Source organism: Mycolicibacterium sp. MU0053 (genome assembly GCF_963378095.1).
GTDB classification, from domain to species: Bacteria; Actinomycetota; Actinomycetes; order Mycobacteriales; family Mycobacteriaceae; genus Mycobacterium; species Mycobacterium burgundiense.
Window position 1 is genome coordinate 3,206,503 of the sequence record NZ_OY726397.1, and the last position, 26,352, is coordinate 3,232,854.

The 26,352-nt window shown below is 66.6% G+C and carries 32 protein-coding genes and 4 tRNA genes; 14 read left to right on the top strand and 22 right to left on the bottom strand.

Features of this window, described 5'->3' with window-relative positions:
• Position 1: 1 nt before the first annotated feature.
• Both RCP80_RS14920 and RCP80_RS14925 read right to left on the bottom strand, forming a co-directional pair.
• A complete protein-coding gene (locus RCP80_RS14920; protein WP_308478411.1) occupies positions 2–925 on the bottom strand; it encodes a DUF2637 domain-containing protein in 924 nt (307 codons plus the stop codon).
• Positions 922–1,440: a hypothetical protein gene (locus RCP80_RS14925; protein ID WP_308478412.1), complete on the bottom strand. Its 519-nt coding sequence runs from the start codon at positions 1,438–1,440 to the stop codon at positions 922–924. The genes RCP80_RS14920 and RCP80_RS14925 overlap by 4 nt, the downstream gene beginning before the upstream one ends.
• A gap of 165 nt (positions 1,441–1,605) precedes the next feature.
• On the opposite strand from RCP80_RS14925, the gene RCP80_RS14930 reads away from it, so the two are divergent.
• Entirely contained in the window at positions 1,606–1,986 is a 381-nt protein-coding gene (locus tag RCP80_RS14930; protein ID WP_308478413.1) for a hypothetical protein, read from the top strand.
• A 629-nt stretch (positions 1,987–2,615) separates the two neighbouring features.
• Here the strand turns inward: RCP80_RS14930 and RCP80_RS14935 are convergent.
• Positions 2,616–2,870, bottom strand: a complete 255-nt coding sequence (locus tag RCP80_RS14935; RefSeq protein WP_308478414.1) for a helix-turn-helix domain-containing protein — start codon at positions 2,868–2,870, stop codon at positions 2,616–2,618.
• A gap of 120 nt (positions 2,871–2,990) precedes the next feature.
• Between RCP80_RS14935 and RCP80_RS14940 the strand changes: the two genes are divergently transcribed.
• Entirely contained in the window at positions 2,991–4,190 is a 1,200-nt protein-coding gene (locus RCP80_RS14940; protein ID WP_308478415.1) for a site-specific integrase, read from the top strand.
• A gap of 129 nt (positions 4,191–4,319) precedes the next feature.
• Here the strand turns inward: RCP80_RS14940 and RCP80_RS14945 are convergent.
• Positions 4,320–4,391 (bottom strand) — tRNA-Val (locus RCP80_RS14945).
• A 468-nt stretch (positions 4,392–4,859) separates the two neighbouring features.
• Here RCP80_RS14945 and RCP80_RS14950 point away from each other — a divergent pair.
• The 4 genes from RCP80_RS14950 (at position 4,860) to RCP80_RS14965 (ending at position 5,457) form a co-directional block, all read left to right on the top strand.
• Positions 4,860–4,932, top strand: a tRNA-Gly gene (locus RCP80_RS14950).
• A 27-nt stretch (positions 4,933–4,959) separates the two neighbouring features.
• Positions 4,960–5,033, top strand: a tRNA-Cys gene (locus tag RCP80_RS14955).
• A gap of 11 nt (positions 5,034–5,044) precedes the next feature.
• Positions 5,045–5,119: transfer RNA gene (locus tag RCP80_RS14960), tRNA-Val, on the top strand.
• Positions 5,120–5,229: 110 nt separating this feature from the next.
• The gene (locus tag RCP80_RS14965) at positions 5,230–5,457 is read left to right on the top strand and encodes a hypothetical protein (RefSeq protein WP_308478416.1); all 228 of its coding nucleotides are present in this window, start codon (positions 5,230–5,232) and stop codon (positions 5,455–5,457) included.
• Positions 5,458–5,523: 66 nt separating this feature from the next.
• On the opposite strand, the gene RCP80_RS14970 is transcribed toward RCP80_RS14965, so the two are convergent.
• The 13 genes from RCP80_RS14970 to RCP80_RS15030 form a co-directional block, all read right to left on the bottom strand.
• Positions 5,524–5,835 (bottom strand): hypothetical protein, encoded by a 312-nt coding sequence (locus RCP80_RS14970; protein WP_308478417.1) that lies wholly within the window; start codon positions 5,833–5,835, stop codon positions 5,524–5,526.
• The gene (locus tag RCP80_RS14975; protein WP_308478418.1) at positions 5,835–6,698 is read right to left on the bottom strand and encodes a phage major capsid protein; all 864 of its coding nucleotides are present in this window, start codon (positions 6,696–6,698) and stop codon (positions 5,835–5,837) included. Before RCP80_RS14975 ends, RCP80_RS14970 begins: the two co-directional genes overlap by 1 nt.
• Positions 6,699–6,800: 102 nt before the next feature.
• The gene (locus tag RCP80_RS14980; RefSeq protein WP_308478419.1) at positions 6,801–7,010 is read right to left on the bottom strand and encodes a hypothetical protein; all 210 of its coding nucleotides are present in this window, start codon (positions 7,008–7,010) and stop codon (positions 6,801–6,803) included.
• 11 nt (positions 7,011–7,021) lie between these two features.
• Positions 7,022–7,462 (bottom strand): hypothetical protein, encoded by a 441-nt coding sequence (locus RCP80_RS14985; protein WP_308478421.1) that lies wholly within the window; start codon positions 7,460–7,462, stop codon positions 7,022–7,024.
• A complete protein-coding gene (locus tag RCP80_RS14990) occupies positions 7,459–8,037 on the bottom strand; it encodes a hypothetical protein (protein ID WP_308478422.1) in 579 nt (192 codons plus the stop codon). Before RCP80_RS14990 ends, RCP80_RS14985 begins: the two co-directional genes overlap by 4 nt.
• Positions 8,034–9,344 carry a phage portal protein gene (locus RCP80_RS14995; protein ID WP_308478424.1) on the bottom strand — a complete coding sequence of 437 codons (1,311 nt, stop codon included), beginning with the start codon at positions 9,342–9,344 and terminating at the stop codon, positions 8,034–8,036. Before RCP80_RS14995 ends, RCP80_RS14990 begins: the two co-directional genes overlap by 4 nt.
• Entirely contained in the window at positions 9,341–10,810 is a 1,470-nt protein-coding gene (locus RCP80_RS15000) for a terminase TerL endonuclease subunit (protein WP_308478425.1), read from the bottom strand. Before RCP80_RS15000 ends, RCP80_RS14995 begins: the two co-directional genes overlap by 4 nt.
• Positions 10,797–11,318 (bottom strand): HNH endonuclease signature motif containing protein, encoded by a 522-nt coding sequence (locus RCP80_RS15005; RefSeq protein ID WP_308478426.1) that lies wholly within the window; start codon positions 11,316–11,318, stop codon positions 10,797–10,799. The genes RCP80_RS15000 and RCP80_RS15005 overlap by 14 nt, the downstream gene beginning before the upstream one ends.
• A complete protein-coding gene (locus RCP80_RS15010) occupies positions 11,315–11,653 on the bottom strand; it encodes a hypothetical protein (protein WP_308478427.1) in 339 nt (112 codons plus the stop codon). The genes RCP80_RS15005 and RCP80_RS15010 overlap by 4 nt, the downstream gene beginning before the upstream one ends.
• 2 nt (positions 11,654–11,655) lie before the next feature.
• On the bottom strand, positions 11,656–11,991 hold the full coding sequence (locus RCP80_RS15015; RefSeq protein WP_308478428.1) for a hypothetical protein: 336 nt from the start codon (positions 11,989–11,991) through the stop codon (positions 11,656–11,658).
• The gene (locus RCP80_RS15020) at positions 11,984–13,249 is read right to left on the bottom strand and encodes an AAA family ATPase (RefSeq protein WP_308478429.1); all 1,266 of its coding nucleotides are present in this window, start codon (positions 13,247–13,249) and stop codon (positions 11,984–11,986) included. The genes RCP80_RS15015 and RCP80_RS15020 overlap by 8 nt, the downstream gene beginning before the upstream one ends.
• A gap of 356 nt (positions 13,250–13,605) precedes the next feature.
• Positions 13,606–13,785 (bottom strand): helix-turn-helix domain-containing protein, encoded by a 180-nt coding sequence (locus RCP80_RS15025; protein WP_308478430.1) that lies wholly within the window; start codon positions 13,783–13,785, stop codon positions 13,606–13,608.
• A 374-nt stretch (positions 13,786–14,159) separates the two neighbouring features.
• On the bottom strand, positions 14,160–15,320 hold the full coding sequence (locus RCP80_RS15030) for a tyrosine-type recombinase/integrase (protein ID WP_308478431.1): 1,161 nt from the start codon (positions 15,318–15,320) through the stop codon (positions 14,160–14,162).
• A gap of 726 nt (positions 15,321–16,046) precedes the next feature.
• Between RCP80_RS15030 and RCP80_RS15035 the strand changes: the two genes are divergently transcribed.
• Positions 16,047–16,415, top strand: coding sequence for a hypothetical protein (locus RCP80_RS15035; protein WP_308478432.1), 369 nt, complete (start codon positions 16,047–16,049; stop codon positions 16,413–16,415).
• A 130-nt stretch (positions 16,416–16,545) separates the two neighbouring features.
• On the opposite strand, the gene RCP80_RS15040 is transcribed toward RCP80_RS15035, so the two are convergent.
• On the bottom strand, positions 16,546–17,178 hold the full coding sequence (locus RCP80_RS15040; protein ID WP_308478433.1) for a dienelactone hydrolase family protein: 633 nt from the start codon (positions 17,176–17,178) through the stop codon (positions 16,546–16,548).
• A 122-nt stretch (positions 17,179–17,300) separates the two neighbouring features.
• Here RCP80_RS15040 and RCP80_RS15045 point away from each other — a divergent pair, with 122 nt between their 5' ends.
• Entirely contained in the window at positions 17,301–18,290 is a 990-nt protein-coding gene (locus tag RCP80_RS15045) for an LLM class flavin-dependent oxidoreductase (RefSeq protein ID WP_308478434.1), read from the top strand.
• Positions 18,291–18,298: 8 nt separating this feature from the next.
• On the opposite strand, the gene RCP80_RS15050 is transcribed toward RCP80_RS15045, so the two are convergent.
• Together RCP80_RS15050 and RCP80_RS15055 are read right to left on the bottom strand one after the other, a co-directional pair.
• Positions 18,299–18,778, bottom strand: coding sequence for a DUF1990 domain-containing protein (locus RCP80_RS15050; protein WP_308478435.1), 480 nt, complete (start codon positions 18,776–18,778; stop codon positions 18,299–18,301).
• Positions 18,779–18,815: 37 nt separating this feature from the next.
• The gene (locus RCP80_RS15055; protein ID WP_308478436.1) at positions 18,816–19,220 is read right to left on the bottom strand and encodes a DUF4267 domain-containing protein; all 405 of its coding nucleotides are present in this window, start codon (positions 19,218–19,220) and stop codon (positions 18,816–18,818) included.
• A gap of 410 nt (positions 19,221–19,630) precedes the next feature.
• On the opposite strand from RCP80_RS15055, the gene RCP80_RS15060 reads away from it, so the two are divergent.
• Complete coding sequence (locus tag RCP80_RS15060; RefSeq protein WP_308478437.1) at positions 19,631–20,266, top strand: peptidoglycan endopeptidase; 636 nt, start codon at positions 19,631–19,633, stop codon at positions 20,264–20,266.
• On the opposite strand, the gene RCP80_RS15065 is transcribed toward RCP80_RS15060, so the two are convergent.
• Entirely contained in the window at positions 20,267–20,968 is a 702-nt protein-coding gene (locus RCP80_RS15065; RefSeq protein ID WP_308478438.1) for a CATRA system-associated protein, read from the bottom strand. It lies immediately after the preceding gene.
• A gap of 93 nt (positions 20,969–21,061) precedes the next feature.
• Here RCP80_RS15065 and RCP80_RS15070 point away from each other — a divergent pair, with 93 nt between their 5' ends.
• Genes RCP80_RS15070 through RCP80_RS15080 form a run of 3 tightly spaced genes read left to right on the top strand, consistent with a single transcriptional unit; the run spans position 21,062 to position 22,887 of the window.
• Complete coding sequence (locus RCP80_RS15070; RefSeq protein ID WP_308478439.1) at positions 21,062–21,784, top strand: Clp protease N-terminal domain-containing protein; 723 nt, start codon at positions 21,062–21,064, stop codon at positions 21,782–21,784.
• A 58-nt stretch (positions 21,785–21,842) separates the two neighbouring features.
• Positions 21,843–22,346, top strand: coding sequence for a DUF1942 domain-containing protein (locus RCP80_RS15075; protein ID WP_308478440.1), 504 nt, complete (start codon positions 21,843–21,845; stop codon positions 22,344–22,346).
• A gap of 1 nt (position 22,347) precedes the next feature.
• The gene (locus tag RCP80_RS15080; protein ID WP_308478441.1) at positions 22,348–22,887 is read left to right on the top strand and encodes a GNAT family N-acetyltransferase; all 540 of its coding nucleotides are present in this window, start codon (positions 22,348–22,350) and stop codon (positions 22,885–22,887) included.
• Here RCP80_RS15080 and zapE read toward each other — a convergent pair.
• Positions 22,884–23,924, bottom strand: coding sequence for a cell division protein ZapE (zapE, locus tag RCP80_RS15085; RefSeq protein WP_308478442.1), 1,041 nt, complete (start codon positions 23,922–23,924; stop codon positions 22,884–22,886). The genes RCP80_RS15080 and zapE overlap by 4 nt on opposite strands.
• A gap of 35 nt (positions 23,925–23,959) precedes the next feature.
• On the opposite strand from zapE, the gene RCP80_RS15090 reads away from it, so the two are divergent.
• A complete protein-coding gene (locus tag RCP80_RS15090) occupies positions 23,960–24,733 on the top strand; it encodes a pyrimidine reductase family protein (RefSeq protein WP_308478443.1) in 774 nt (257 codons plus the stop codon).
• A 38-nt stretch (positions 24,734–24,771) separates the two neighbouring features.
• Positions 24,772–26,331, top strand: coding sequence for an alpha/beta hydrolase (locus RCP80_RS15095; RefSeq protein ID WP_308478444.1), 1,560 nt, complete (start codon positions 24,772–24,774; stop codon positions 26,329–26,331).
• The last annotated feature ends 21 nt before the right edge of the window (positions 26,332–26,352 follow it).

A 26,352-nucleotide genomic window follows, 5' to 3' on the forward strand; every position in this document is an offset into this window, starting at 1 on the left:
ACTACCCCGCCGCCGACTCCCGCTCAGCCGCCACCCACCGAACCACTTTGCCGACCACCGACCTGTCTACGCCCACAGCTGTAGCGATCACCCGCTGCGACTCGCCCTCCTCGGCCAGCCGCAGCACCTTGGCCACCGTCTCGGTATCGGCTTTCACCACACCGGCAGCCACCACCGCGGCCGCCGCCGCTGCGTGGTCGATGTCGGTGGCGAGCGCGACGAGGTGCAGTGGCGGAGTGGCGGCCACGGTGGTGGCTGCCGTCTTCTTGCTGGTTGGCCGGGTGGTTGTTCGGTCGGTAGCTGGCTGGTCGCTGGTGGCTGTCGGAGCGGTGGTGGCTACCTCCTGACCGGCCGCTCTGGTTGGCCGGGCGGCGGTCGGCTTCGGCTTCTGACTGGTGGCGGCCGCCGGGCTGGTGGTTGTCCGGGTGATGGTTGGTTGGCTGCTGGCGGCTGGCGGCTGCTCGGCGGCTGTCGGAGTGGTGGTTGGTTGGTCGCTGGTTGCTGGTTGCTCGGCGGCTGCTCTCCCACCCGCTGCGGTGGTTGTCGCAGCGGGAACCACCAGAGCCACAGCCGCCGCGGCCGCCATCACATCGATCACTATGGGCAGCAGCAGCGCCTCCCATCCGCGGAAACCGACCAACTCCGCCAGGCCAGCCAGGTGGTGGAAGCTCATGGCGAAAGCCGCGAAGGCAGCCACCGCCACGGCCAGCACCACCACCGCCCGGACGGCGCCGCGCGCCCTCGCCGCCTTCGGCACGGAATGGACTGCGAGCGGCAGCGCCAGAGGCGCGACCGAAGCGACGGCAATAGCCACGGCCGTGAATCTGCCGTCGCCGGCCAGAACGGTGAAAGCGATGTTTCCCGCCAACGATGCCGCGGTGAAGCCGAGCAGCATGCCCGTGAACCAGCGGCGATGTGCGGTCATGGGCGCTCGCCGATCGTTTCGGCCCGGACGATCGTCTCAGCGCGCTCGGCCACCACCTCCCAGTTCCTGTGTAGCCACCCGCGCATCCGGTGTGTGCGCACGCCCAACCGGGCCACCTCCTCCAGCGCTTCGGTCGCTGCGGGATCACCCACCGCGACCTCGTCTGGTGGACGGTTGGTGACTCGCGCCTCAGCCTCGACACCGTAGAAAATCGCCCCCGCCGCTCCTAACGGGGCGTCCCCGGCTCGTTCGCGTGCGAGCTCCATCGCGGCGCGGCGATAGGCAGCAACGTGCGGTGCAGCACCTTCCACGGCGGCTCTCCGCGCGTCGATCTCGGCCTGCAGCAGCGCAAGTTCAGGGGCCGGGAGCACACCGATGATTTGAATGATCTCAGCGACCAGCCGCGCCCCCGTGGCGGAGTGGTGCGCGTTCATCTCGGCCTGCAGATCGCGCAGTTGCTGGGCGTCGGTGGCGTGCATCACGCGGTCAACGAAGCTCGGTTCGGGGGCGGTCATGACCACATTCCTTCCGTCGGCGCGGCTGATCCCGTGCGGTGCTCGCACGGTGGCACCCCCGCGGTGCCGTTGACGCATAGGGCGCGGTTCGCGCCCTATCCGGGACGGTTGCGGATTCCGGCCTACGGTGCCCGCACCTATCTCATGCGACCAGGAGGCCCCTCCATGACCCGATTCACACCAAGCGATCTTGACCTCGCTCGCGCGGCCGACGAGCTCCTGATCGATGCCGGAAAGCGGCTCGCCGGCGTAGTCGGCGTAGCAGCCAGCGGCCTCGCCAGCCCCTACCCGGACAGCCACCCGACGGAAATCCTGGCCGCGCTGCAGCGCTGGCTCGGGCGGCAGGCGCGCATCCGCGAATGCGAGAACGAGATCCTGGCGCTGCTTCTCATGCGTGGTGCATCCCGCCGCGGCCTGGCCGATGCGATCGGCGTGCGCCCCGAGACCATTTCCACACGCGTCGGCGGCCACCGGGCCGCGACCGCAACACGCGCCGATATCGCCCGCGATACAGCCGGTCGGTGGCAATGGGCCGATCCCGGGTAGGGGTGTGTGTGTCGAGAGCCGCGACCTGGGGAAATGCAGCGTCTCAGTGGCGATTCCGAGGCGTCCGGCGACTACAAGCGGCGATACAGGGCACGCTACAAGCGGCGCTACAGAGCGCGATACGGCTCTGATCCGTAACAGTGCCGAATATGTGCCTGGGACGGTTACGGATACCCATGCGGAACCGTTACGTTTCCGCAGGTCACAGCGCTGTTTCAGGTCGTGCAACCAGGTGCATCGCGCCGGGATGGTCCGGAGCCTGCACGCGTCCCGTGCACGGTCAGATGCCGGTGATATGTACACCGTGCACGTGTTCTCCCGTTCCGGCACCGGGGAGGCGCAGGTCCCCGTCGCCCTGTTTCTGGGGGCGGCAGGAACATCCGTGTCCGGGATAAGTGCAACCCGCGAGCACATTTTGACCCTGGAATTACAAAACAATCTGCGTTTACTGGCGCGCACGCGCAGACCGGTTTTCCGGTTGCGCGCCGCCGGTTCCCATTCCAGCTGCTAACTAGCCACAGCATCGTTGCGATGGACGGACTCGTGCCGCACTCGGCGGGGTTCAATGAGTTAGGGGGTCGGGGCGTGGGTCATTGCCAGATACAGGCCGGGGTGAGGGTGGGACCGATTCACGCCGCCGCGCCACCGCACTCGATGAACCGCGCGACGTCGTTGGCTCTCACAAGACGCCGTCGCCCCACTTTGACCGATGCAAGGCGCCCGTCTTTGAGCATGGCGTACACCAGAGTCTGACCGCAGCGGAGCGTCTCGGCCGTCTCCGCGACGGTCAGCAGTGTTGGCGCCGGCGGCTGCTCAGCCGGTGACGCCTGAGTTGCGGCGACCAACGCGGCGATGGCTTCTGCCAGTTCGGGGTTAGTGCTCATGTGACGGAGCGTGGCCGGAGTTTCTGACACGACCAAACGAGACGCCGCGACACGCCGAACGTTCGGCGTGTTGGGCGATCCAGGACGTAACCGATGATGAATCGCGGCAAACTGCAGTGCATGGCACGCAGACCCGAGTGGGTGAAGGTAGTAGAGACAAGTGCCGGACGGCGCTACGAGGTGCGGGTGCACGGGCAGCGGCAGGATGGATCGCGGTTCCAGCACAAGAAGCGTTTCGAGACGGTCGACGCGGCGGTGAAGTGGCGGTCGACCGTGGTTTCCGAGCTCGCGCACGGCACACACGTCGCGCCTTCGGAGCTCACCGTGCGCCAGGCCGTAGACTCGTGGCTGCTCGGCCAGCGCATTAGACCGAAGACGATGAGTGCGTATGTGACGAGCCTGCGTCCTTTGGTCGACGCTCTCGGCGACCGCTCCGTGCAGCAAGTCACCAAGGACGACATCGAGGCCGTGGTGAAGTCGTTGCGCGACGGCACCTCGAAGATGGGCACATGGCACGCACCGGAGAAACTGAAGAAGAGCGCGAAGAAGGTGCGGTCTCCGTGGTCTGCCACGAGCATCAACCCCGTGCTCGCGCGCACCAGGTCGATCTTCGACGACCTCATGGCGCAGGGCATCGTGGTGCGGAACCCGGCGACGCTGGTGAAGTCGTTGCCGACCGCGCGGGCGGAGCTGACCACGCTGTCTATAAGCCAAGTGACTCACCTGCTTGAGGCGACGGTGGAACAGCCGTTCCACGTCGCGTGGCGGTTGGCGCTGCTTGGCATGCGCCGCGGTGAGATCCTGGCGTTGCGATGGACCGACATCGACTTCACCGCCGGGACGCTGTCGATCACCGCTGCTCGACTGGCAACCGCCGGTGGCAGTTCCACCGGCGCACCGAAGACGGCAGCAGCCATTAGAACACTGCCGATGCCCGACGATCTGCAGGCAGCACTCAAGCGCGAGCGGAAGCGGCAGAAGGAGTCGCAGCTGCTGTTGGGATCCTCGTGGCCGCACAGTGGGCTGGTAGTGGTCGACGATGCGGGATCTCCCCCGCACCCGGACACCCTCACCACGGCCTGGTCCAAGGCGCTGAAGGGCGCCGCGCTGCCCCACGTCCGCCTACACGATGCCCGCCACACCAACGCCACGCTCATGCATCTCAATGGAGTACCGGCGGTGGTCATCGCGGCGTGGCTCGGCCACACGAACGCGACGTTCACGTTGGCTACCTACGCGCATTCCACGAACGCAGCATTGGCCGACGCCGCAGCGACGCTCGGGGCCATCACCAGTCCCTCGGCGAAGAAAGTGGAGTGACCCAACGATGACCAGCCATGGGTCATCGTTGGGCGATTAAATCGGGAATGGGTCACTGTGGGTCATCGGACGACTTTCCTGATCGGACCCAGAAACACGAAAATCCCCTGCTACCAGGGGATTCAATAGTGGTCCCGGCTGGTTTCGAACCAGCGACCTTCCGCGTGTGAGGCGGACGCTCTCCCACTGAGCTACGGGACCGAAATCCAACGGATTCGACGAGGCAGAAGACTAGCACGAGCCTGAATCGGTACCAGAATCAATATCCGGTTGCATCGCTGCCGACGCAATCGGTGGAGGCCGGCGTGGAGTTCTGCACCTACCGAGCCAGTCGGCCGGCAGGATGTCCCGGTCCACTCCGGCCGCCTCGGGACTCAGCCTGAATGGGCCCGGGTCGACCCAGTTCATCTGCGCGGTGACACTCACCCTCGAAACCGGCCCTCAGGGGCCCTGTGGGCGGTTCCACCCCTGCGGCGAGGGCTCAGGCACCAGCACGCGTTGGCCGGATGACCCGCTGAGACTCAGGTGGCCACGGCTTCACCGGTGGCAACGCAGTCGCACACGCTGTTCTGAGCGCTGGACACTCCTGGCGAGCAAGGGATTTGTGTCTGCACACCCGGGTGGACTATCGTTCTGCTTCGCGACGAGCGACGATCTCGCTTGTGGCACGCGGACGTGGCGCAGCTGGTAGCGCACAACCTTGCCAAGGTTGGGGTCGCGGGTTCGAATCCCGTCGTCCGCTCGAAGGTGCAGTGGCATCAACCCCAATGGTGGAGTGGCCGAGTGGTGAGGCAACGGCCTGCAAAGCCGTGCACACGGGTTCGATTCCCGTCTCCACCTCCAAGTTTCGACCGGCGCGATTAGCTCAGCGGGAGAGCGCTTCCCTGACACGGAAGAGGTCACTGGTTCAATCCCAGTATCGCGCACCATTGTTTGTGCAGGTAGGAATAAGTAGCTAGGTCGTCTACCAAGTGCTCGGGCAACTATCGGGCAATAGCGTTCTCTCACTCGGAGATATTTGCGAGGGAGAACCGCCACCATGACCACCACCGAGTACCCGGTCGACTCGACTACCCGCACGTGCTGCGGCGGCATCGGCCGACACACCCGCGACTGCAGCTTGAGAATCAACGGCATCCGCCGGCGGATCTCCACCATTCTGGATATGGCACCCGCGTCGAGTTGGTCGGCCGAGGAGGCCGAGGCGGTGTGGGAGGCGCTGGCCGGAATCGTCGCCAAACGCCAGAGCGGTACCTCGCAGACCTGACCCTGTACACGGCAGAAGCGCCCCCACCAATATTCCGGTGGGGGCGCTTCGTCATTCCCTGAGCGTCTATTTGGCTCGCACGCGGTAGCGGTTGAGGACGGCGAGCTCGGCGGTGGTCCAGCCGGTGAACGCGCCGCGCAGTGATTGGGAGAACGGGCCGGTGGATATGTCGACGGGGATCTGTGTGCCGTTGGCGGCCAGGCGCGCCGAGGCGGTGGTGATCACCGCGGCGATGTCCTCGTTGGGTTCGTTGCCGGTGAAGCCGTTGCCGCGGGTGTAGGACTTGGCCATGACGGTGATGATCGGCACGACCGTCTCCGCGCTGGACCCGTTGGGGTCGAGGAGCGCGGAGACGGTTGCCGGGTCAACCTCGGCCATTACGAGCCGTCTTCACCGAGGACAACGACGGCCTCGGGGTGCAGCAGGCCGAGGTCGTAGCGAGTTTCGACCCTCAGTCCGATCTGACTGAACTCCGCATATCGCTCGGTCAGCACCGTGATGCTGGGGGCGGTGTCACGGACCACGGCCACCGTCGACATGTCCGCGACGACGGCCGTCCCGGCGTCGAGCTTGTTGGTCACCGTGACCGGTACCTCGAACAGGGTGTGGCCGGCTGCCCGCGACGGATCGGGCTGCAACAGGTAGCGCTTCGACCCCGTCGACTCTTTGACCTTCCTCATGAGAGCAAAATCCGCGCCGGACAGGAAGATCCGGTTCGGGGTGACCTCGTTGGCGTTGAGGGTCGCGATGGCGTCGAGGATGGTGTCCGGGTCGGACGGGTCGAACACCCCGGTTTCCACGCCGGCCTGATTGATGATGCCGGTAATGGAGTCGTCCGGGTCGGACTGGTCGTCAAGGCCGGTGCCGGTCAGCAGGGCCTGGTCGAGGTGGTCACCAACAACCTTGACCAGTCGGGCCTTGAGGACAGCGTCGAGGCCGATGACGGACTGGCGCAGTGATTCCCTCGAAAAGCGCTCGATGACCTTGATGGACTTGCGTTCGGTCGGCATTAAGACGACCTCGTCGAAGCTGGTCGTGTGGGTTGAGGGGATCTCCTGATTCTCGCCGATGAAGCCGACGGTCGAGCTGCCGGTCAGCTTCGGGATGCGCAGTACGCCAGCGGAGTCGAAGATCCGCACACCGGAGGACAGCACCACCGAGGATGCTTCGAGGGGCTGCACCAGAAGGGATGCAACCTGGTCGTTCAACAGTTCGGCGATGTCGCCGGTACCAAGTGCCATGAGAAACGTCCTGACTGTGAGGGGGATTGGGTTGCCCTCGTCGCCAGGACGCAGATGGGGCCGGCCACCAGGACCGGCCCCATCAGAATACCTCAGGGGGTATTAATCCGTATCAAACTCCGGGTTAATGCCCTGGTGGCGGATCGCAGAAAGCTCTTCGGAAATCGACAGAAGCGCGCCAATCTGAGCGACTTTGAGTTGCTGATCAATCGTCAGATGATCGATGTGGTGAAAGAAGCCGCTGCTCTTGCCTTCGGCAGCTCCGATCGTCTTGCAAAGTACGTCCCATGTGTTCCCGTAGGTGTCGCCCATTTGTCTCCCCTTTATCCGGCTTTGCCGCGCAGGATGGCGGCGAGGTCGACGGTAGTGGTTGGCCCCGACATTCCCTGGCCGATGTCTCCGGTGGGGCGGCGCGCGGCCAGGTGAGGTTTCGATGCCAGCAGCTCGTCGAGAGCGAGGGACAGGTTGTCCCCCTCCAGGTGCTCGGCGTCGAACGGCAGATCAGTCGGGTCTGCGAGCCTGCCGGTGGCACGCACCAGCTCGACGTGCAAACGGTTTGCGAGGGAGTCAGCCTCCCCCGCACGTTGCCGATACTTGGCGTTCTCGCTGCGGAGCTGCTCGACGTAGGCCCGCGGGAACGTCTCGGGGTCACCGTCGGGGTCCGATTCCAGATCCGACCCTTCGGGGGTCGCATCTGAAATGTCACCCTCGTGGGCCAGGTCGTCGTCCGTGGCGCTGTCGACCACGGTTGTCTCGTCGGTCATGATGCGACTCTCCTTTGTTTGGTGTAGAGCGTTTCTCTGATTCCCTTGGCCCACACGGGCCGCGGGACGCACGCGCATCCGGTGTGCGTTTGGAACGGATGCGCTTTGGGCCACGTCCGGCCCTCCCGCCACCACCACCGGCAGAGCTGGCAGGGGTCGGCGTCCATGCCGCGGGTCCAGCCCTCGGTCAGGGTGGATTCCCGCACCGACTCCGAATACGTTCGGGCCGCGGTGTTCAGCGGCTCAGCCCGTGCCAGCCGGCCGATGATGTTCTCGGGGACCTCGGACGCCCGGGCCACGTCCAGCACGGTGGTGGCGGCCTTGGCCAGCCGTGCGGTGTCGTCGCGGACGGGCAGGCCGAGGACTGGGACCGCGGTGCGGGTGGCAACCGACGCCTCGGCGGCGAATCCGACTTCGGCCAGTGATTGGGCGCGCGCGTTGTAGGTGGCCACGATGGCCGCCAGCGATGCCCGGAACAGGTCGTCACCGAGGTCATCGACCTGCCACCACAACGAGATGGCCGCGGACTCTGATTCGATGGCCAGCGCCAGCAGCGTTTCCTGGTACGGGGTCATCCGACGAGCCGGGTCAGGTCGATGGCTTGGGCGTCGAGGGCCTCGGCGCGGCGCGCGGTGCGGATCTCGGCCACCTCGTCATCGGAGTAGCCGAGTCGCTTCAAGGCGTAGGAGGCGGGCAGCAGGCCGGCGGCGAACAACTTGGTTACGGCGTCGGCCTCCTGGGCCACACTGCGGGTCGATGGGTCGGCCCACTCCACCCGCACATCGACCTGGAGCGGGTCCGCGCCGTCTCGCACCCCGACGATGAGTCTTGCGAGGTCCTCCCAGGACCGGCCAAACTGAGCTTGCCGTGCCTCGGCGCGGGCAGTCAGTCCGGCCTCGGCGGCCCGGATCGCATCAGCGCTGCTGGGATTGCTGTGGGTGATGCCGAGCATCGACGCCGGAAGTGCAGATACCGCGCTGATCTGCTGAGTGATGACATCAACCGCACGCTCGTAGCCGGCCAGGTCGGCCGCGTCGATGGAACCGAAGCGGCTGGAGTCGTTTTCCGAGATCATCATCTTGTCGTTCTCCGGGAACGGGTTAACTGACGTGGTTTCTCCGGTTTCTTCGCCGTCGTCGTCGAGGATCGGGATTTCTTCGAGCTCGATGCCAGAAGCCCACCGGCGAGGACGTGCAGCGTTCTCGCTGGAGACGAGCATGTCGGCAAGTAGCTTGTTGAGCGCATCGACGAGCGGGATCATGTCGTCGATCTCCGAGACACCCTCGTCCAGAATCCGATCCGAGTTCAGCAGCCGCACCACGGGGACCACGCCCAGCGGGTTGGCGATCTCGTCGACCACCTTGAACCCGGCGGTGGTGGCCCCGGTCTGGTTGGCCCGGTACCGGGTGATCACCTCCGGCCCGTACAGGACGGCCTCGGTCGTCGTCGCGGTCTCCCACCGTTTGATCGCGTGGGTGAGGCGGCGGCTGCCGGGGTCGCGCAGTGCGGTCATCTGATGCGCGGACTCGACGGTCACCAGCGGCCGGCCGTAGGCGTCCGTCCAGCAGATCAGGTAGGACTGACCGAGTAGTAGTGCTTCGCGGTGCGCGGTGCGAGACAGCTCATCGAGGTCACACCGTAGCCAATCCTGGTACACGTCAACACCGTTGAATCCGGTCACCCGTAGCCGCTCGGACAAGGCGGTGATCGCCAGGCGCGGCAGATTCGAGGACATCCGGGCGAACCGGGAACCCAACGCCTCCCTCGCTTCTGGGGCAAGGAATGACAGTGGCTGTCTCCCGGTGTAGTAGCGCTCCAAGTCGCTGTAGCGTGGCCGGTTCTCGTCCAGCTTCTGAAGTAGTGCAGTCAGTGTGTCGGTCATCGTTTGAAGCCTCTCGCTCGTTTCTTCTTCTTGGTGGCGCGCCAGGTGGCACGTGAATGCGCCATGACAAGGCAGGCGGCGCAGTCGATCTTGCGGGCGTGCCGGGACCGGGACGCCTTGTCCAACCTCATCCCCCGCGGGTCCTCCCGAATCACCGCAGCCGCCACATGAGCGGCCAGGGTGGGATGCCCGGAATGTGTCAGCGCGCCGTTGACGCAGGCCTTGTACAAATCGGTGGTGGCCGCGGTCAACCGGGACGGTGAGTGCGGGAACTCCACGATCGGCAGCCGCTCAGCTTCCAGCGCCTGCAGGGTGCGGGTGAACCGGAACGGGTCTGCGCAGATTTCCTGCACCCGCCACCGCTTGCACGCCTCCCGGATGGTCTGCTCGACCTCGGCGACGGGCACCCGGTAATCCGTGTCACCCTTGGGGTCCCAGACCCGCACCACATCGAAGTGCGGTTCCGGTGAGACGGTGGCGACGACCAGCGCGGTGGTATCCCCGTTGTACGAACCGTCGAGGGCCAGGACCACGTCCACCCCGTCAGGTACCGGCTCAGTTGTGGACAAGCTGTCCCAGACACCGGCAGGTAGGAACGCGCCGTCGACATCAATCGGCAACTGACACAACCGTGCCCGCCGGAACGTCGCCTCCCGCGTCTTGGGCGGCAACAACGCATGGAGAGCATCACGGTGCAGGAAGTCATCCAGCGCCGGATTCGCCAGCTCCCAGCAGTGCGTGCAATCCGCAGGATGATCCTCGAACCCGGCCGCCGAGTACTCCCGCCACACCAGCGACGTGTCCTCCGGCTGGTCTCGGTGGTGATCGCGCAGCGACAGCAGCACCTGATCATCGAGGTTCGGGCCAGGCGTGCCAATCGCCACGAGCACCGACCGTTCCCGCTTGCCGGCCGCGAGCTGCACCACCTCGAACAAGTCCCGGTTGATCACCCCGGCCTCGTCGCAGATCGTCAACACACTGTCCCTGCCCTCGGCAGCAGCCGGCGAGGCAGGCATCACCTGAAACGTGCTGTCAGTCAACGGCAGCACCAACTTGTCGGCGTAGACGTAGCAGCGCGACGACAGATCCTCGGACAGCTCGACCATGCGCTTCGCCGCGGAGAATGCCAGACCGGCCTGGCGCTCGTCGACAGCGAACACGTCGACGTTGGCACCTTCGCCCCAGCAGAAGAACACATAGAGGGCAATCGCGGCGTTGAGCGTCGTTTTCCCGGACCCGCGCGGCAGCATCAGGCCGACCGTGCGAGCACCGCTGTCGAGCACGTCGGACGCGATATCCATCTGCCAATCCCGCGGCCGGAACGCACCCTTAGCGCCGGTGCCCTTCGGCACCCGGATGAACTTCTCGCAGAACTTCGCGAACCGCTCCGACTCGACCTCGCTGCGCGGCCTGAACGGCAACGGCACATCGGCGTTTTCGAGCTTTCCCTTGTTACCCGACCGCATCGGGCACCCTCTTATCGACAATCATTGTCGTCTTCATTGCCCTGTGCGCCTTACCGGCCGTCGGAACGCGGACCGGTTCGGGGTATCCCCCCTGGTCACAGGCTCGCTCGGCGGCGGCGATGCGCTCGCGGCCTTTGCGGGTGGGTCGGCGGTTGTAGGCCGCTGTGAGGCGATCTAGGACGTGCTGGGCCTCGTCGTGGGTGTAGGTGTTCTGGCGGCGGTTGTTGTCGAGGGCGCAGAGCACGCGCAAGTTCTCCTCGGCGAACGCCAACTCGGGGGCCACGCCGTGCGGGACGACGTGGTCGACTTGGAGTCGGTCCCCGGATCCGCACTGCTCGCAGAATGGGGACGCTTTGCGTATCCGCTTCGAGAGTGCTTTCCAGCGTGCGCCGTTGGCGTAGGCAGGGTGGTCGCGTGGTGGAGTGTCGGCACGCTGGGGTCGGCAGTCCCGACACCAGCTCCCGGCGGCGATGACCTCACCGCATCCAGCGCACGGGCGGGCGATCACTGGTTGCGTCCTTTGGCGCGTTGGATCAAGTCGTGAAGCAATGTCTCCATCTGCGCGGCGTCTTCGGGGTGCTCGTCGGGCTGGTAGACCGCGGCAAGGAGTCGTTGTAGCTGGCCGTGGATGCGTTCGGCGTGGCCGAGGCGGACGTCGAGGGCGATGTTGATGGGGCCGGCCAACGGGTCGCGGAATACCAGGTGGACGTGTGGGACGGGTTCGCCTTCGGGGGTGATGGACATGCCGATGCAGGCATCGATGCCGTCATCGTCGGGGCGTAACGCCAGTTCGTCGGGGGCGCGGGTCGTCATGCCTCGGACGAAGGGTGTGCGGTCGGTCATGGTCAGTTCCTTTCGAGGTCGCGGTGGGCGTCGTCGCTGGCCCGGTTAAGTCCGGGGCGCAGGTCGAGGCCGACAGCTGCGGCGGCATCGAGCACGGGCGCCAGGATGTTTCGGGTTATCAGGGACAGCGCGGCGGCGGCGAGGTATCCGAAGTAGTCAGGATCGTGGGTCCCGGACCATCGGATGGCTACCTGGTCGGTGGCGGCGTCATCGCCTGCGCTTGCGGCCATTTCGTACATCATCAGGGTGGCGTCGCTGGTGAGTTGGTCGATGTTGATGTGACCGATGGGCAGTCCGTCGTCGCCGACGATGTATGCGTCAGATGGGATCTCAGTCATGGGTGTCTCCATTTCGTGTTGTGAATAGCGGTGTGACGTTGGGCCGTGAATCCCGTGAAAGTCGTGAATCTGCTGGTGGGGCGGTAGTTCCATGACCTGCGATTTCACGGGTTTCACGGCTTTCACGGGGTAGTGGGGCATAGACACCGTGCTTGGGTTTGGCGATGACCTCGGCGTTGTACAGCTCGCTGAGTCGAGTGCCTGCGATTTGGTTGCTCACGCCCAGGTGCTCGGCCAGCTCGGCCGGCGTGGTCGTCTCACGTCCGTTGACGAACTTGACAGCTTCGAGCTTTCGGTCACCGAACTTGTTCTCCGCTGCCCGTTCCCGGCGCGTCTCGATGGTGGCGGCTGCGTCGAGGATGTCTTGTCCGTCGAGGGACCACAGTCCGCCTTCGGTCTTGACGCCGTACTCGTTCTCCTCGATGTCGCGGCCGGTGACCGACAGGATCCCCTCGTCGGACTTGCGTTTCCGCGCAAGGACCAGAACCGAGTCGGCCGCGCCGGCGATGCCCTGCGTGCCCGATACGGTGTCGAGGAAGTCGTCGGCACCTTGCTTGCGGGTGTGGTGTACCGCGATGAGTGCGGCTCCGGGGGTCTCGTCGATTACCGCCTTGATGGCACCTGCGAATCCGTAGTCCTCCTGGTATTGGTTGGCGTTGGCTGCGGTCTGTTGGCGTGCCTTGCCGAGGGTGTCGAGGATGACCAGCGGTGCCGAGTCATGGTGCCGCTGTAGCCATTCGGCGATAGTGGCGAGCAGGACCTTGGGGTGTACCTCGGTGAGCACGTCGAGGTTCTTCGGAAGTGGTTGGCCGCGCCTAATCTTCTGCAGTCGTGATTGCAGGCGACGCTTGCTGTCCTCCAGTGATGCAAGCAGGACGGGGCGTGCCGAGACGTTGATGCCGCCGAGGACCTTTCCGCCACAGGCGCATCCGCAAGCCATGTCGCCTACGAGCCAGGACTTGCCCACCTTGGGCGACCCGACAAATAGGGTGAACCCTTCGACCACTAGGCCAGGTACATGCTGCTCCAGGTCCGGGAATGTCATGCCGTCGAGGTCAGCGGCGTTTAGCAACCCGGACAGCAGCTCGGGTTGGCTCGATGCGGCAGCCTTGCTGCGGAGTCTGTTGGTCGCAGCGATGAGTGCGGACATGTCTGCGCCTGCGGCGTGGTCGATGATGTCGGCGTAACCGCCGATGTGCGCGGCGATCTCCTCGATCATCTGTTCCGGGGAGTTCTTGATCTTATGGCTTCGTGTCATGCGCTCACCTGCTGTACGCAGAGGACCGCGAGGTCGCGGTGCCCGCAACGCCACAGTGCGCGGCCCTGACCTATCCCGAACAGCGGCGCGAGGCCGTGCCTGGTGAGGTGGTCGGCTGCGGCCACGGCCGAGTCGGTTGTCAGTTCGGCGGTGGTGCACCGGCACGTCCAGGGATCGGTGCATCCGCAGTCGAGGACCGGGAGTCGGTAGGTTGCGGCGCGCCGTTGTCTGAGTCCGTGGATATAGTGGTTGCATCCGGTTGTTCTGGAATCCGCCCCGTTGCCCGCGGGGCGGTTTTCTTTTGTGGGTGTCATGTACTCCCATTTCGATTCGGGAAATTTTTCGCCGGCGGCAGCCTAGGAGCCAGCAAAGGATTCGAGGTCGGCCTGCCGGATGCGGAGCAGCTTCGGACCGACGCGCTGCGCCGGGATGAGGCCGCGCGCAACGTAATTCCTCACGGTGCGATCAGTGATGCTGAGGTAGGCGGCGGCCTGCTGGAGAGTCAGCAAGCTTTCCGCAACTGTCGGGTTCGTCATGAAAAGACCGTAAAACAGTTGGGTGACGTAGAACGAACCATCAAGCCGGAAAAGCGTGCGGTTCTTAACATTCCGGGTATGGCGGGCTGGGCCTCGAGCAACCTCGAGCAACCTCGAGCGGCCTCGAGCGGCCTCGAGCGGTAGTACCCAGTACGTATACAAGTAGCGGTGTTCGGTTTTCGGTGAAACTGCTGGTCAGCACCCGTGCGGCAACTGAATTCTAAGAATGTCCCGACTCTGCGTCGCCGGGCGCGTCGTCGAGGTACGGCATGCCAACGATGAAGACAATGAGCCAACGCGCGACGGGCGGATTTTCTTATATGGCAAGGAGGTCCGTCGTTGAGCACATTCTCAAAAGCTTTCGAGACTTGGCGTTACGGGGACGGCGATTTCAACGCCGCAGCCATCCGTTCGGCGATGATGCGGTCGCGGCCCTGCGCCTGGTGCTGGTAGCGCAGCGCGGCCTGCGGTGTCGAGTGTCCCAGTCGCGCCATGAGTTCGGCGAGCGTGGCGCCAGTCTGCGCTGCGAGCACCGCGCCGGAGTGGCGTAAGTCGTGCCAGCGGAGGTCTTCGCGGCCGGCGGCGGTACGGGCCTTGTAGAAGTGTCGGTACAGGGTGGATGGCTGCAGGTGTCCCCCGTTGGCGGCAGCGAATAGTAGCGCGTCTTTGCGTTTGTCGACGTAGGTTGCGAGGTGGTGATTCAGCGCGTCGATCATGTTGGACGGCAGCACCACATCGCGGATCCCGGCGTCGGACTTCGGTGAGCCGACGATCCACTGACCTTTTAGGCGCACGGCACCGCGGCGCACCTTGACCACGTCGCCGTCGATGTCGCCGCGGCGCAGCTCCGCCAACTCACCGAATCGCAGTGCGCCCCAGGCGGCGAGCAGCGTCATAGCCCGCAGTGTTTCGGGCATCGCAGCGACGAGGGTGGCCAGCTCGTCATGGTCGAGGGGTCGCGGCTTGATCTTGCGGTCAGCCTGCCCGGCGCCCTTGATGACGCACGGGTTCGCGTCGATCAGCTTGTCGTCGGTGACGGCGGTTTCGAGAATGGACCGCAGCAGTGAGTAGGAGTGCGCGCGCAATGTTGGTGTGTCGGGGTCCAGCTTGCGGTACCAGCGGTCGACGGACTCGCGGGTGATGGTGGCGACCGGCTTGGTTCCGAACGTCGGGGTGATGTGCTGCTCGAGCAGCTTGGCGTAGTGGGCCTTGGTTCGCGGCTTGAGGGGTTGCCCTTTGACCATCCGCTTGTCGACCCACTTCTCGGCGTAGTCCTTGAACGTTACGGCCTTCTTGTTGGCTCTCTTGGTCTGCTCAGTGGTGGCCGGCGGGGACCAGAGTTCGCGGTCGATCTCGCGGCGGCGGTCGGTGAGCCACGCCTCGGCGTCGACCTTGGCGGCGAACGTGGACGGCGCCGGGTACACGATGCCGTCCGGACCGGTGTAGGCGGCTTGCCAGCGGCCGGATGAGCGTTTGCGGATCCTGCCGAAGCTGCGCCGTTCCCGCTTGTCGTCGTCTGCCTGTCGTTTCGCCATGCGTGTCCCATCCACCGGTTTGGGCAATATATGGGCAATAAGAGCTTGGCCCGTTGCATGAAAATGATACTTGATTCCGTAGATTCCGGTGGGTACTGTGTCAAATATCAGCAGGTAGAGAGCCTGTTGTGGCTGGTCAGCCGACTAGCCGAGAGAACGCCAAGATACAGGTTCAATCCCAGTATCGCGCACCATTGTTGTTGCAGGTCTTCGAGCCCGACGCGGCGAAGCGGCAGTAGCCCCCTCCTCCTGCAATTACTCGTCGTCGAGCTGCCCTTGATGAACGTCTTCAGCGGGTCGTTATCGCGATCGAGTGTGGACTGTCGGCATTGGAGGCCCGGCCACCAGGGTGGGGTCCAACCAATAGCGACGGTCACCCGTGAGGGTGTCGCCGCCTACGTCTAGGCCGACCGACGCGAAAGCCGCTTACGGGCCGACACCCTGGATACCGGATTGCACCGTCTTCGGTGATCAGCACCCATCCCCATTGATTCATGGCGCGAGACGCTACGGCGCCGCCGCCATTCAGGGCCAGTAACCTTCGCCGCCGTCGCGCGCGGAGGCACGCATCGTCGTGAACGGTCACTGGGTCCGAATCGGCCCATCACCGCTCACTGGTTGCGGGCAGATTTAGGTGCACGGACTCCGTGACGAGCGCCGGCCACCCGGGTACCCCCTGACGACCCCGCCGCAACCCGCGTCGGGTGTCTAGGAGATGTGGTTGAGATGACACACGCAGAAGAACCGCAACAACGCGACACCGGTTCAAACAAACCCGGCGGCGGACCCGCGGACCGACCCGCAGGCACGGTAGACGAAGACGCCAACGCTCCATTGAGCAACCCCGACGCAGCCGAAACCTATGGCGGCACCGGAACCCTTCCCCCAAAAGACACCGGTTCAGCCATCCCGCCCTACGAGGACCGCACCGAAAACAGCGAAACGAACCCACGCCCTGGCTCCGGCGAGGCGGGCGGCTTCGGAACCAAAGGCGACACCGATGCGCGGGCTGACAAACCCGCGCCCGAGAAAGAAGACGGCGGCGTGGGGCCAGCCCATACGCCTGGGACGGGACGCGCCGAAGACAAGAGCTGACTTTGGCGGGGCCACCGCCCACCCGAATCTTCTAGCCACTCGGCGGCTGGCGTCGCTTCGACTGTCCACCGGCGAGAAGCACCTCGGCGCCGCCGTCGTCGACGTAGCGCCACCCATCGCGGTTCGAGGGTCAGTCCACGTACCGCCTGAACCAGTCCTGCATCCGGCGCCAGGCGTCTTCCGCAGCGGCACCGTCATAGCGGTCCGGGTTGGTGTCGTTGAAGAAGGCGTGGTCGGCGTTGGGTTCTGTGACGATGTCGTAGACCAGACCCGCCTGCGCCAGCGCGGCTCGGGCAACCGGCTTCGTTGCGTTGACGCGTTGGTCTCGTTCACCGTAAAAAGCCAGAACCGCAACACTTTTGGAGCCGGAGAAGTTCGGAGTCTCCGGTGTCGGGCCGTAGAACGGAACGGCGGCGGACAGTTGCGGGACGCCGGCCGCGAGCAGCCGCCAGACAAATCCGCCGCCCATGCAGAACCCGACCACGGCGACCTTCTTGTCCGGGATCCGTCGCTGCAGTTCGGCAATGCCCGATTCGAGGTCGGCCAGCGCTTGTTCCGGAGGTATCTTGCTCAGCGCGGCGGTGGCCTCGGCGGGGTCGGCGAACCTCGCGGTCCCGCCGTCGCCCGAGAGCAGATCGATGGCCAGCGCCGAGTAGCCGATACCGAGCAATGCCAGCCGCCGGATCGCTTCCCGTCTGGACAACAGCCCGTCGACGTGATCGGTGGCGACCTCCTCGGCGATGTAGCGCTGTAGCGGGGTCACCCTCGGAAGTATGCGCGTACTTGCGCGTCCTCGTAAGCGATCTCACCAGGGAACGATTCGCACCCGACGATCGTTATCACCAAGATGTGCAACCACTTCCACGCGAAAGGAAACCGGCTCAGTTGTCTGTGCCCTTGAGCATTCTCGATCTGGTCCCCATCCCCGAGGGTTCCACCGCCCGCGGCGCGATCGCAGCCTCGACGGCATCGGCACGTCTCGCTGAGCAGCTGGGCTATCGCCGGTTGTGGTTCGCCGAGCACCACAACACCCCGAATCTCGCCGCCAGCGCCACCGCGTTGCTGATCTCGCAGGCCGCCTCGGTGACCGAGCGGATCCGCGTCGGCTCCGGCGGGGTGATGCTGCCCAACCACGCTCCGCTGATGGTGGCCGAGCAGTACGGGACCCTGGCCAACATCCATGGCGACCGGATCGATCTGGGTCTGGGGCGCGCTCCGGGCACGGACATGATGACCGCGCAGGCGCTGGGCCGCTCGTCGGCCGAGCCGCCGGCCTTCGCCCAGAGCATCTACGACCTGCAGGGCTGGTTCAGCAACACCGGCACCGCGCACAGCTCGCCGATTGTGTCCGCGGTGTCCGCCGGGACCGAGGTGCCCATCTGGGTGCTCGGATCGACGGTTAACGGCGCTTCCATCGCCGGCCAATTGGGCCTGCCGTTCTCGGTCGCGTCGCACTTCGCACCGGACCAGCTCGACGCGGCCATCCGCACCTACCGCGAGGTGTTCTCCACCGAAGCCCCCACCGCGCAGATCGACAAGCCCTACGTGATGGCGGGCATCAACGTCATGGTCGCCGACACCGACGAGGAAGCACAGCGCCAGTTCACGGTCCTCGAGCAGATGTTCCTCGACATCCAGCGCAACCGGCGCCGCAAAATCCAACCGCCGGTGGATCCGGAGGCCCTCGCCGCCCAGGGCGGACGGGACCAACCGATGCTGCGGATCAAGGCGGTGGGTTCCCCGGAAACCGTGACGACGCAGCTGCGGGAGTTCGTGGAACGCACGGGTGCCGACGAACTCATCACCGTCACCTACGCGTTCGACCCGGCCGTCCGGGACCGCTCGCTGGAGTTGCTCGCCAAGTGCTGGTTCTGAGCCCAGACTCAGCTCCCGGCCACCAATGCAGCCAGGTACTTGTCTGTGATGCGGCGCTGGACCACCGAGGCGATCCGGGAACCGGCTTTGGACCACCACCGCCACGGCCGCGAAAACGCCACGATCTGGGCGTACACGGTGCCGTCGGCCGCATCGAAACGGACGCCGAAGAACTCCTCCCCTGACTCGGGATGGCCAGGCAACGTTCCGTAGGCGAAGCCGCACCTGTTCGGTTCGTCGACCACGTAGACCACTCGGCACACACCAGACAGCGGCCCAACACCCACCTTCACCATTGCTCCTGGCTCGGCCTTCGGAGCCGATGCACCTTTCAGGACACCGGCGCGTCGCTGCATTTCCCAACTCATCAGCTTGGCCCCGGCCTCCTCGAAGACGTGTCGGCCCGCGCCGATCGGCGCCTCGCGACGAACGTGGTGATATCCAGTCGGTAGCTCACCGGCGGTTGCTCCAACTTCCTTATATGTCAACGGAATTGGAGCCAGTCTTTGCCAGTTCACAATCGGATCAAGCTGGCTGGGTCTCGTGCGATCCGACCGGCGCAGGCCGCCGCCGCGTCGCACCCCACAACCCCACCCCGATCCCGACCACGGCACCGCCGAGGCCGATCACCTGTTGTCCGCGTTTGAGGTCGCCGTGCACGCTCCAGCCACCCAGCAGGTCGGCGGCATCGGCGCCGCCCGAAGCCAGGAACCAGCCGCGGGTATCGCGGCCGCGAAGCCCCGCCCCTAATAGGAGGCCCCCGATGAGCGCGTCGCGGTAACCCATCGATCGCAGCAGCAACCGCGCCGAGGGCCCGGGATCCTCGGGTTCACCCCACCACCTGTTGGCCCGCAGTGGGTCAAGCAGGAACGACACCCCAGAGGCCAGCCGGATACTTCCCACAGCCAGCGCCGCACGGTCAATCGACATGGACGGCAGCCTAGGTTCCCGACTCCCTCCGGCGGTGTGACTCGGTCGAATGCGGTGCGCACCGACCGACGTTTGACACGACCTCGAAACGGCAACAGAAGCCTCACGGACCGGCCGCGAAAATGGCCCCAAACTATGGCCTAGGTAACACTTCTGCAACTTCAGCAAACATAATTTCCCAAATGCAGCTAGTTTTACCGCGAATGACCGAGTCGGCAGTGCCCGCCGCATGTCGCCTTGGGATACCGCGCCTTACCTGGTACTTTAGCTACCTTGCCGGAGCCCGATCGGCGGTTGATTTTGCTTTTTCGGCACCGCAATCTGGGTAATCCACGTCACATAACCTGGCATATGTAACCGGCGGCGCAAATTTTGCGGCCACGGAAAACATGTTGTTAACGTCCCGGCGCATGTTTGCTTTAGCCACGTTGTTGACTCTCGTCAACCAGGTGTCGGGCACGCCGTATGTTCCCGGCGGGGATACGCCCAACGGCACCGACTGCTCGGGCCTGGCATCTTGGGTCGCCAATGCCGCGACCGGCCGTCCCATCTACGGCGACCGTTTCCACACCGGAAATCAAGAGCGCGCACTGCTGGCCCGCGGCTTCAAGTACGGCACCGCACCCGACTCGCTGGTGATCGGATGGAACGGCGGCCACACCGCCGTCACGCTTCCGGACGGCACCCCGGTCTCCAGCGGCGAGGGCGGCGGCGTCAAGATCGGTGGCGGCGGCGCGTACCAGCCGCAGTTCACCAAGCACATGCACCTGCCCGCCCAGGAGCTCGCCGGTAACGAGCCGCCCGTCGACCCCATGCTGCCGCCCCCGCCGGCGCCGATCTTCGTCGAAGCGCACACGATGATGCCGCCGCCTCCGCCACCGCCCCCGCCTGCGCCGTTGCCGCCGCCGGGCCCCGAGGTCGTGCCCGCCGACGCCATGTTGCCGCCGCCGCCGGCTCCCCCACTGCCGCCCCCGGGACCGCAGTTCGTGCCGGCCGACGCGATGCTGCCGCCCCCGCCGCCTCCGCCGGCGCCGGTCGGCATCTAGCTAGGGGTCGCGCCGCCGCGCCAATTCGGCCACCAGCCGCTCCACCGACTCCTTGATGTCGGCCGGTACGCGGTCGCGGTCGGCCGAGTGCGCCAGGTTGAACTCGATCGGCTCGCCCGACGGCTCGGGCGCCAACCGGGGCCGGGCACGCACCCGGCGTCGCCAGATCACCAAGGCGAAGCCGCCGATCCCGGCCAGCACCAGGATGCCGATGCTGACCACATACACCCCTCCGTTGGAGGTCTCCGGTTGCGGCGCGGGCTCCTGCGCCGGGGCCGCCGGGGCGCTGACGGAGGTGGACGGCGCGGTGGTCGGATCGCCGTCGGGCGCGCCGAGGGCCAGCACCACCATCAGAAACACGATGAAGATGGCCAGCAGCGCGGCCCCGGCGATCAGCACGGCCGAAATCCAGCGGACCGGGGTGCGCCCCAGATAATCGGTGGTCCGGTACGACAGTGGGTTCACGACGGGCGCGGCGCCCTCGCCGGGGCGCGGCCGCGGCGCCGTCCCGATGACGGCCGACCGCAGCTTCTTCAGATCGGCACGCAGCGCCTTCTCATCGCCGGTCCACACCGAATCGTCCATCCGGTGGACCACCTCGGCCACGGCGGGCCAACGTTCCGCGGGCAGCGTCAGCCGCACCACTGAGGTCAGCGCTACCGAGACTTCGTCGGTCAGCGCCACGGGAAGGTCGTCGGGCACAAGGCCGGATCTTAACCACCGGCCCTCGGCGAGGGAATCGCGGTCGACAACCCAGGGTTGACGATTGCGGGATCGTCAACCTAGGGTTGTCGCATGAACGCACCTCGTCCCGCGGCGTCGGTCAGCCTCGACACCCTCATCCAGGCCATCAGGTCCGTGCACACCGACGCGCTCGACCAACTGACCGACGCCGTCCTGGCCGCCGAACACCTCGACGAGGTCGCCGACCATCTCATCGGACACTTCGTGGACCAGGCCCGCCGCTCGGGTGCCTCCTGGACCCAGATCGGCAAATGCATGGGCGTCACCAAGCAGGCCGTCCAGAAGCGCTTCGTGCCCAAAGCCGAAACCATGGACCCCAACGAGGGATTCACCCGCTTCACCCCCCGCGCCCGCAATGCGGTCGTCGCCGCCCAGGAAGCCGCCCGCCAGACCCGCAACAGCGAGATCTCCACCGACCATGTGATTCTCGGTCTGCTCGCCGACCGCACCAGCCTGGCCATCGCGATCCTGCAGCGCCGGCAGATCGACCTCGCCGAACTGGCCCGTCTGGTTCAGGCGCCGCCCGGCGACGCCGAGTCGCCCGAGTTGATCCCGTTCAACAGCGCCGCGAAGAAGGCGCTGGAGCTCACCTTCCGCGAGGCACTGCGCCTGGGCCACAACTACATCGGCACCGAGCACCTGCTGCTGGCACTACTCGAGTGCGAGAACGATCTTCCCGAACCGGGTCCGCTGCACCGGGTCGGGATCGACAAGGAGACGTTCGAGGCCGACCTCGGCGCGGCGCTGGCAGCGCTGACGCAGACGAATCCCTGACGCCGGGCTTTTCGGACAACTCGCGATGAGCATGGGCCGATGTGCCATTATTCGTGGCATGCGCCGCTGGTTTAGCACCGTCCTGGCCATGCTCGTGGCCGCCGCCCTGGGCATGGCGGCGCCGCTGCTGCCGACCGCCGCCGCCGCCGACATCCCGATCGGCCGAATCGGCGACACGCTGCGGGTGCAGTACGGGGACCTGGTGGCGGACGTCACCGTCGGCACCATCGTGCCCTCGGAGATCCCACCGGGCTTCGGGTATCCGCCCCGGCCACCGCGCCATCAGGTGTGGAAGGCGCAGGTGGTGGTGCAGGCGGTCCGGGTGCCCAACCCGTACGCGATGGCCACGAGCTTCGTCTTCAACGGCGTCACCCCCACCGGCGACGCCTACCGGCCGCGGAACAGCGATGGGCCCGAAGGTCTGATGAACAACCTCCGCAACGCCCCCGAGGGTGCCACCGTCGCCGGATTCGTGTATTGGGACTGCTACCGCGACCTCGTCACCAACGTGGTGATCACCGACAAGGAGAGCGGAATCCGGCTGGCCCAGTGGAACGTCTGAGGTGAGTTGCCGCGTCGTCGCGGCCACCTCGGCCCCTGACGAACTGGCCGAACTCGCAGACGTCGCGGCCCGCACCTTCCCGCTGGCCTGCCCGCCGGAATCCGGCCCCGCGGACATCGCCGAGTTCATCGCGACCCAACTGTCCGCCGAGCGGTTCGCCGCATACATCGCCGACGCCGATCGCGCGGTGTTGGTGGCCCGCACCGACGACAGCCCGATCCTGGGCTACACCATGCTGATTCGTGGCGTCCCCGACGACCCCGACGTGCAGCGGGCGGTCGGCGAGCGGCCCGCGGTGGAGCTGTCGAAGATGTATGTGCTGCCCGATGCCCACGACGGCACGGTGTCGGCTGCCCTGATGCGCGCCGCACTCGAGCGGGCGAGGCGATTCGGCGCCCGCACCGTCTGGCTAGGCGTCAATCAGGAAAACGTACGGGCCCAACGGTTTTACGCCAAGCACGGATTCACGGTCAGTGGAACCAAGACCTTCCCGCTGGGCTCGCGGATCGAACACGACTTTGTGATGGTGCGGCCGGCCTAACCCGTCTCCATGCCCGCCGCGGTCAGCGCCAGCAGCCGCGACGTGGCGCGCAGGTACTTCTTGCGGTACCCGCCGGCCAGCATCTCCTCGCTGAAGACGGTGTCCAGCTTCTCGCCCGAGGCCACCACCGGGATGCCCGCGTCGTAGAGCCGGTCGGTCAACGACACCAGCCGCAGCGCCACGTTCTGATCGTCCAGCGCGTGCACCCCGGTCAGGTAGACGGCCTGCACACCCTCGATCAACGTCGAGTACCGCGACGGGTGCATGGTCGCCAAATGCGCACACAGGGCGTCGAATTCATCCAGGGTGGCACCCTCGACGCGGGCGGCCCGCTCGGCCACCTGCGCATCGGTCAACGGGTCGGGCGCCGGGGGCAGACCGCGGTGCCGGTAGTCGGGCCCCTCGATGCGCACGGTCGTGAAGATCTGCGACAGCGTGTTGATCTCCCGCAGGAAGTCCTGGGCGGCGAAGCGGCCCTCGCCGAGTTGCTCGGGCAGCGTGTTGGAGGTCGCCGCGATCGACACGCCCCGCTCCACCAGTTGCGAGAGCATCCGCGACACCAGGGTGGTGTTGCCCGGGTCGTCGAGCTCGAACTCGTCGATGCACACCACCACGTAGTCGGCGAGCAACTCGATGCACTCGGTGAACCCGAACACGCCGGCCAGCTGGGTCAGTTCACCGAAGGTCGCGAACGCGGCCTTGGCACCGTCACCCCCGAACTCGGAGGCCGCCAACGCGAAGTAGGTGGAGGCCAGCAGGTGCGTCTTGCCCACGCCGAAGCCACCGTCGAGGTAGACGCCGACGCCCGGAAGCACCTCGCGCTTGCCGAACAGCTTCTTCTTTCCGGCGCGCCGGGTCAGCGCCTCCTCGCAGAAATGCCCGCACGCGATCACCGCGTCGGCCTGCGACGGCTCGGCGGGATCCGGTTGATAACTACCGAAGCTGACATCGACGAATGTCGGCGGCGGGACCAGTTGCGCAATCAACCGTTCCGGCGACACCGTCGGATGCCGATCCACAAGGCGGGGGGCGACCATGGCAGAAACTGTAGCCACGTGCTGCAATCGTCCTCATGGCCCAACCCGCTGCTGGGATGCAGCTCACACTCCTCGGCGGGGCCGAGACCGTTGACGAGCACCGCCTCGGCGACCTGTACGCCTACCCGGACGCGCTGACCCGCTGCTGGGTTCGCTCCAACTTCATCGCCAGCATCGACGGGGCCGCGACCGCCGAAGGCAAGTCGGGCGGTCTCGGTGCCGCCGGCGATCGCGTGCTGTTCGCGCTGATGCGCCAACTCGCCGACGTGATTGTCGTCGGCGCCGGCACGGTGCGCGTCGAAAACTACGGCGGCGCGCAGATGTCGGTGGGGGCCCGGCAGGCGCGGCAGGCCCGCGGGCAGGCCGAGGTGCCGCCGATCGCGATCGTGACCGGAACCGGCGCGCTCGAGCGCGACATGAAGGTGTTCACCCACAGCGAGGTGGTCCCGCTCGTGCTGACGTCGGCGACCGCGCTCGAGTCGACCAGGACCCGCCTCGGCGCGGCCGCCGAGGTGATCGACTGCTCCACGAGCGACAAGACCGCCGTTGACGTCGCCATGGTGCTGGCCGCGCTGGCCGACCGCGGCCACCTGCGGGTCCTCACCGAGGGCGGCCCGCGACTGCACGGCAGCTTCATCGAGGCGAAGCTGCTCGACGAGCTGTGTTTGACCGTCGCCCCGGTCCTCGTCGGTGGCCACGCGCCCCGCATCACCACCGGGCTCGCGCCGGTGCAGACCGACCTGCGGCGCGCGCATCTGTTGGCCGACGACGACGGCTACCTGTACGCCCGCTACGTGCGGACCGCGTGAGCGACGCCCCGCTCGCGGCTCTCGCTACTCTTGGCGGCATGCATCGGCCGGCCCCGTTCGCCACGATCCTCGTCGCGGTGATCGCACTCGTCGCGGGTTGTGCGCCGCTCATCGGCGCCGACCCGCAGTACGCCACCCAGCGGGACCGCAACGTCAGCGAGTCCGACGCCACCCCCGAGGCCCCGGCGGGCCCACCGCCGATCGCCGCGCCGCAGACCGATCTGGCGTGGCAGGAGTGCACGTCCCGGGTGTTCGACGACGCCGGGGTGGCGGCCCCGCCCGGTGTGCAACTCGACTGCGCCACCTACGACGCCGACCTCGACACCATCAGCGGCGCCGCCGGCAGCCTGACCGTCGGCGTGGTGCGCGCCCAGTCCGACCGGACCCCGGCCGACGCCGGGCCGGTGGTCTTCACGACCGGAACCGACCTGCCCACCTCCCGGCTGCTGCCGGAATGGCTCACCCGCGCCGGCGCCGACGTGCTGGAGACCAACCCGATCGTCGCGGTCGACCGCCGCGGGATGGGCCGCTCCAGCGCGGTGGACTGCCGCGACCTGTTCGACCGGCAGGAGATGCGCGACCAAACCCAGTTCGAACCCGGTGACGACCCCGTCGCGAACCTCGGCGCGATCACCATGACCGCCACCACCAGTTGCACCGACATCATCGCGCCGGGCGATTCCGCCTACGACAACGCGCACGCCGCCGAGGACCTCGAGCGGCTGCGCAGCCTCTGGGATGTGCCCGCCCTGGCGCTGCTCGGCGTCGGCAACGGCGCCCAGGTCGCGCTGGCCTACGCCGGTTCCCACCCCGACAAGGTGGCGCGGCTGATCCTCGATTCCCCGCTGCCACTGGGCATCAGCGCCGAGGCCGCCGCCGAACAACGCGTCCGGGGACAGCAGGCCGCGCTCGAGGCCTTCGCGACCCAGTGCGCGGCGACCAACTGCGCGCTCGGACCGGATCCCAAGGGCGCCGTCGACGCATTGATGAACGCGGCGCGCAACGGCCGCGGACCCGGCGGCGCCTCGGTGGCCGCGCTGAGCACCGCGATCGTGACCGCGCTCGGGTTTCCCGACGGCGACCGGGTCGCCTCGACCGCCGCCCTGGCCGACACGCTGGCCGCGGCGCGCGGCGGCGACGACGGACCGATCATGGATCTGATCAACCGCTCCGAGGCGCTGCGGGAATCGGACGGACAGTTCATCAACCGCTGCAGCGACGCCCTGCACCGGCCCACCCCGAACCGGGTGCGCGAACTCGTCGTCGCCTGGCCCAAGGTGTACCCGCAGTTCGGCGCCGTCGGCGCGCTCGATCTGGTGAAGTGCCTGAACTGGCCCAGCGGCAAGGCCCCGAAGGAACCCAACGACCTCGACATCGACGTCCTGTTGCTCGGCGTGCAGAACGATCCGATCGTCGGCTCCGAGGGCGTGGCCGCCACCGCGGCCACCATCATCAACGCCGGCGCCACCGGCAAACGCGTCATGTGGCAGGGCATCGGGCACGGCGCCAGCATCTACTCCCCCTGCGCCATGCCCGCGGTCCGCGGCTACCTCGACACCGGCGAGACTCCCTCGACCGACACGTTCTGCCCCGCCTGATACGTCCCAGGTGGGCGTCGG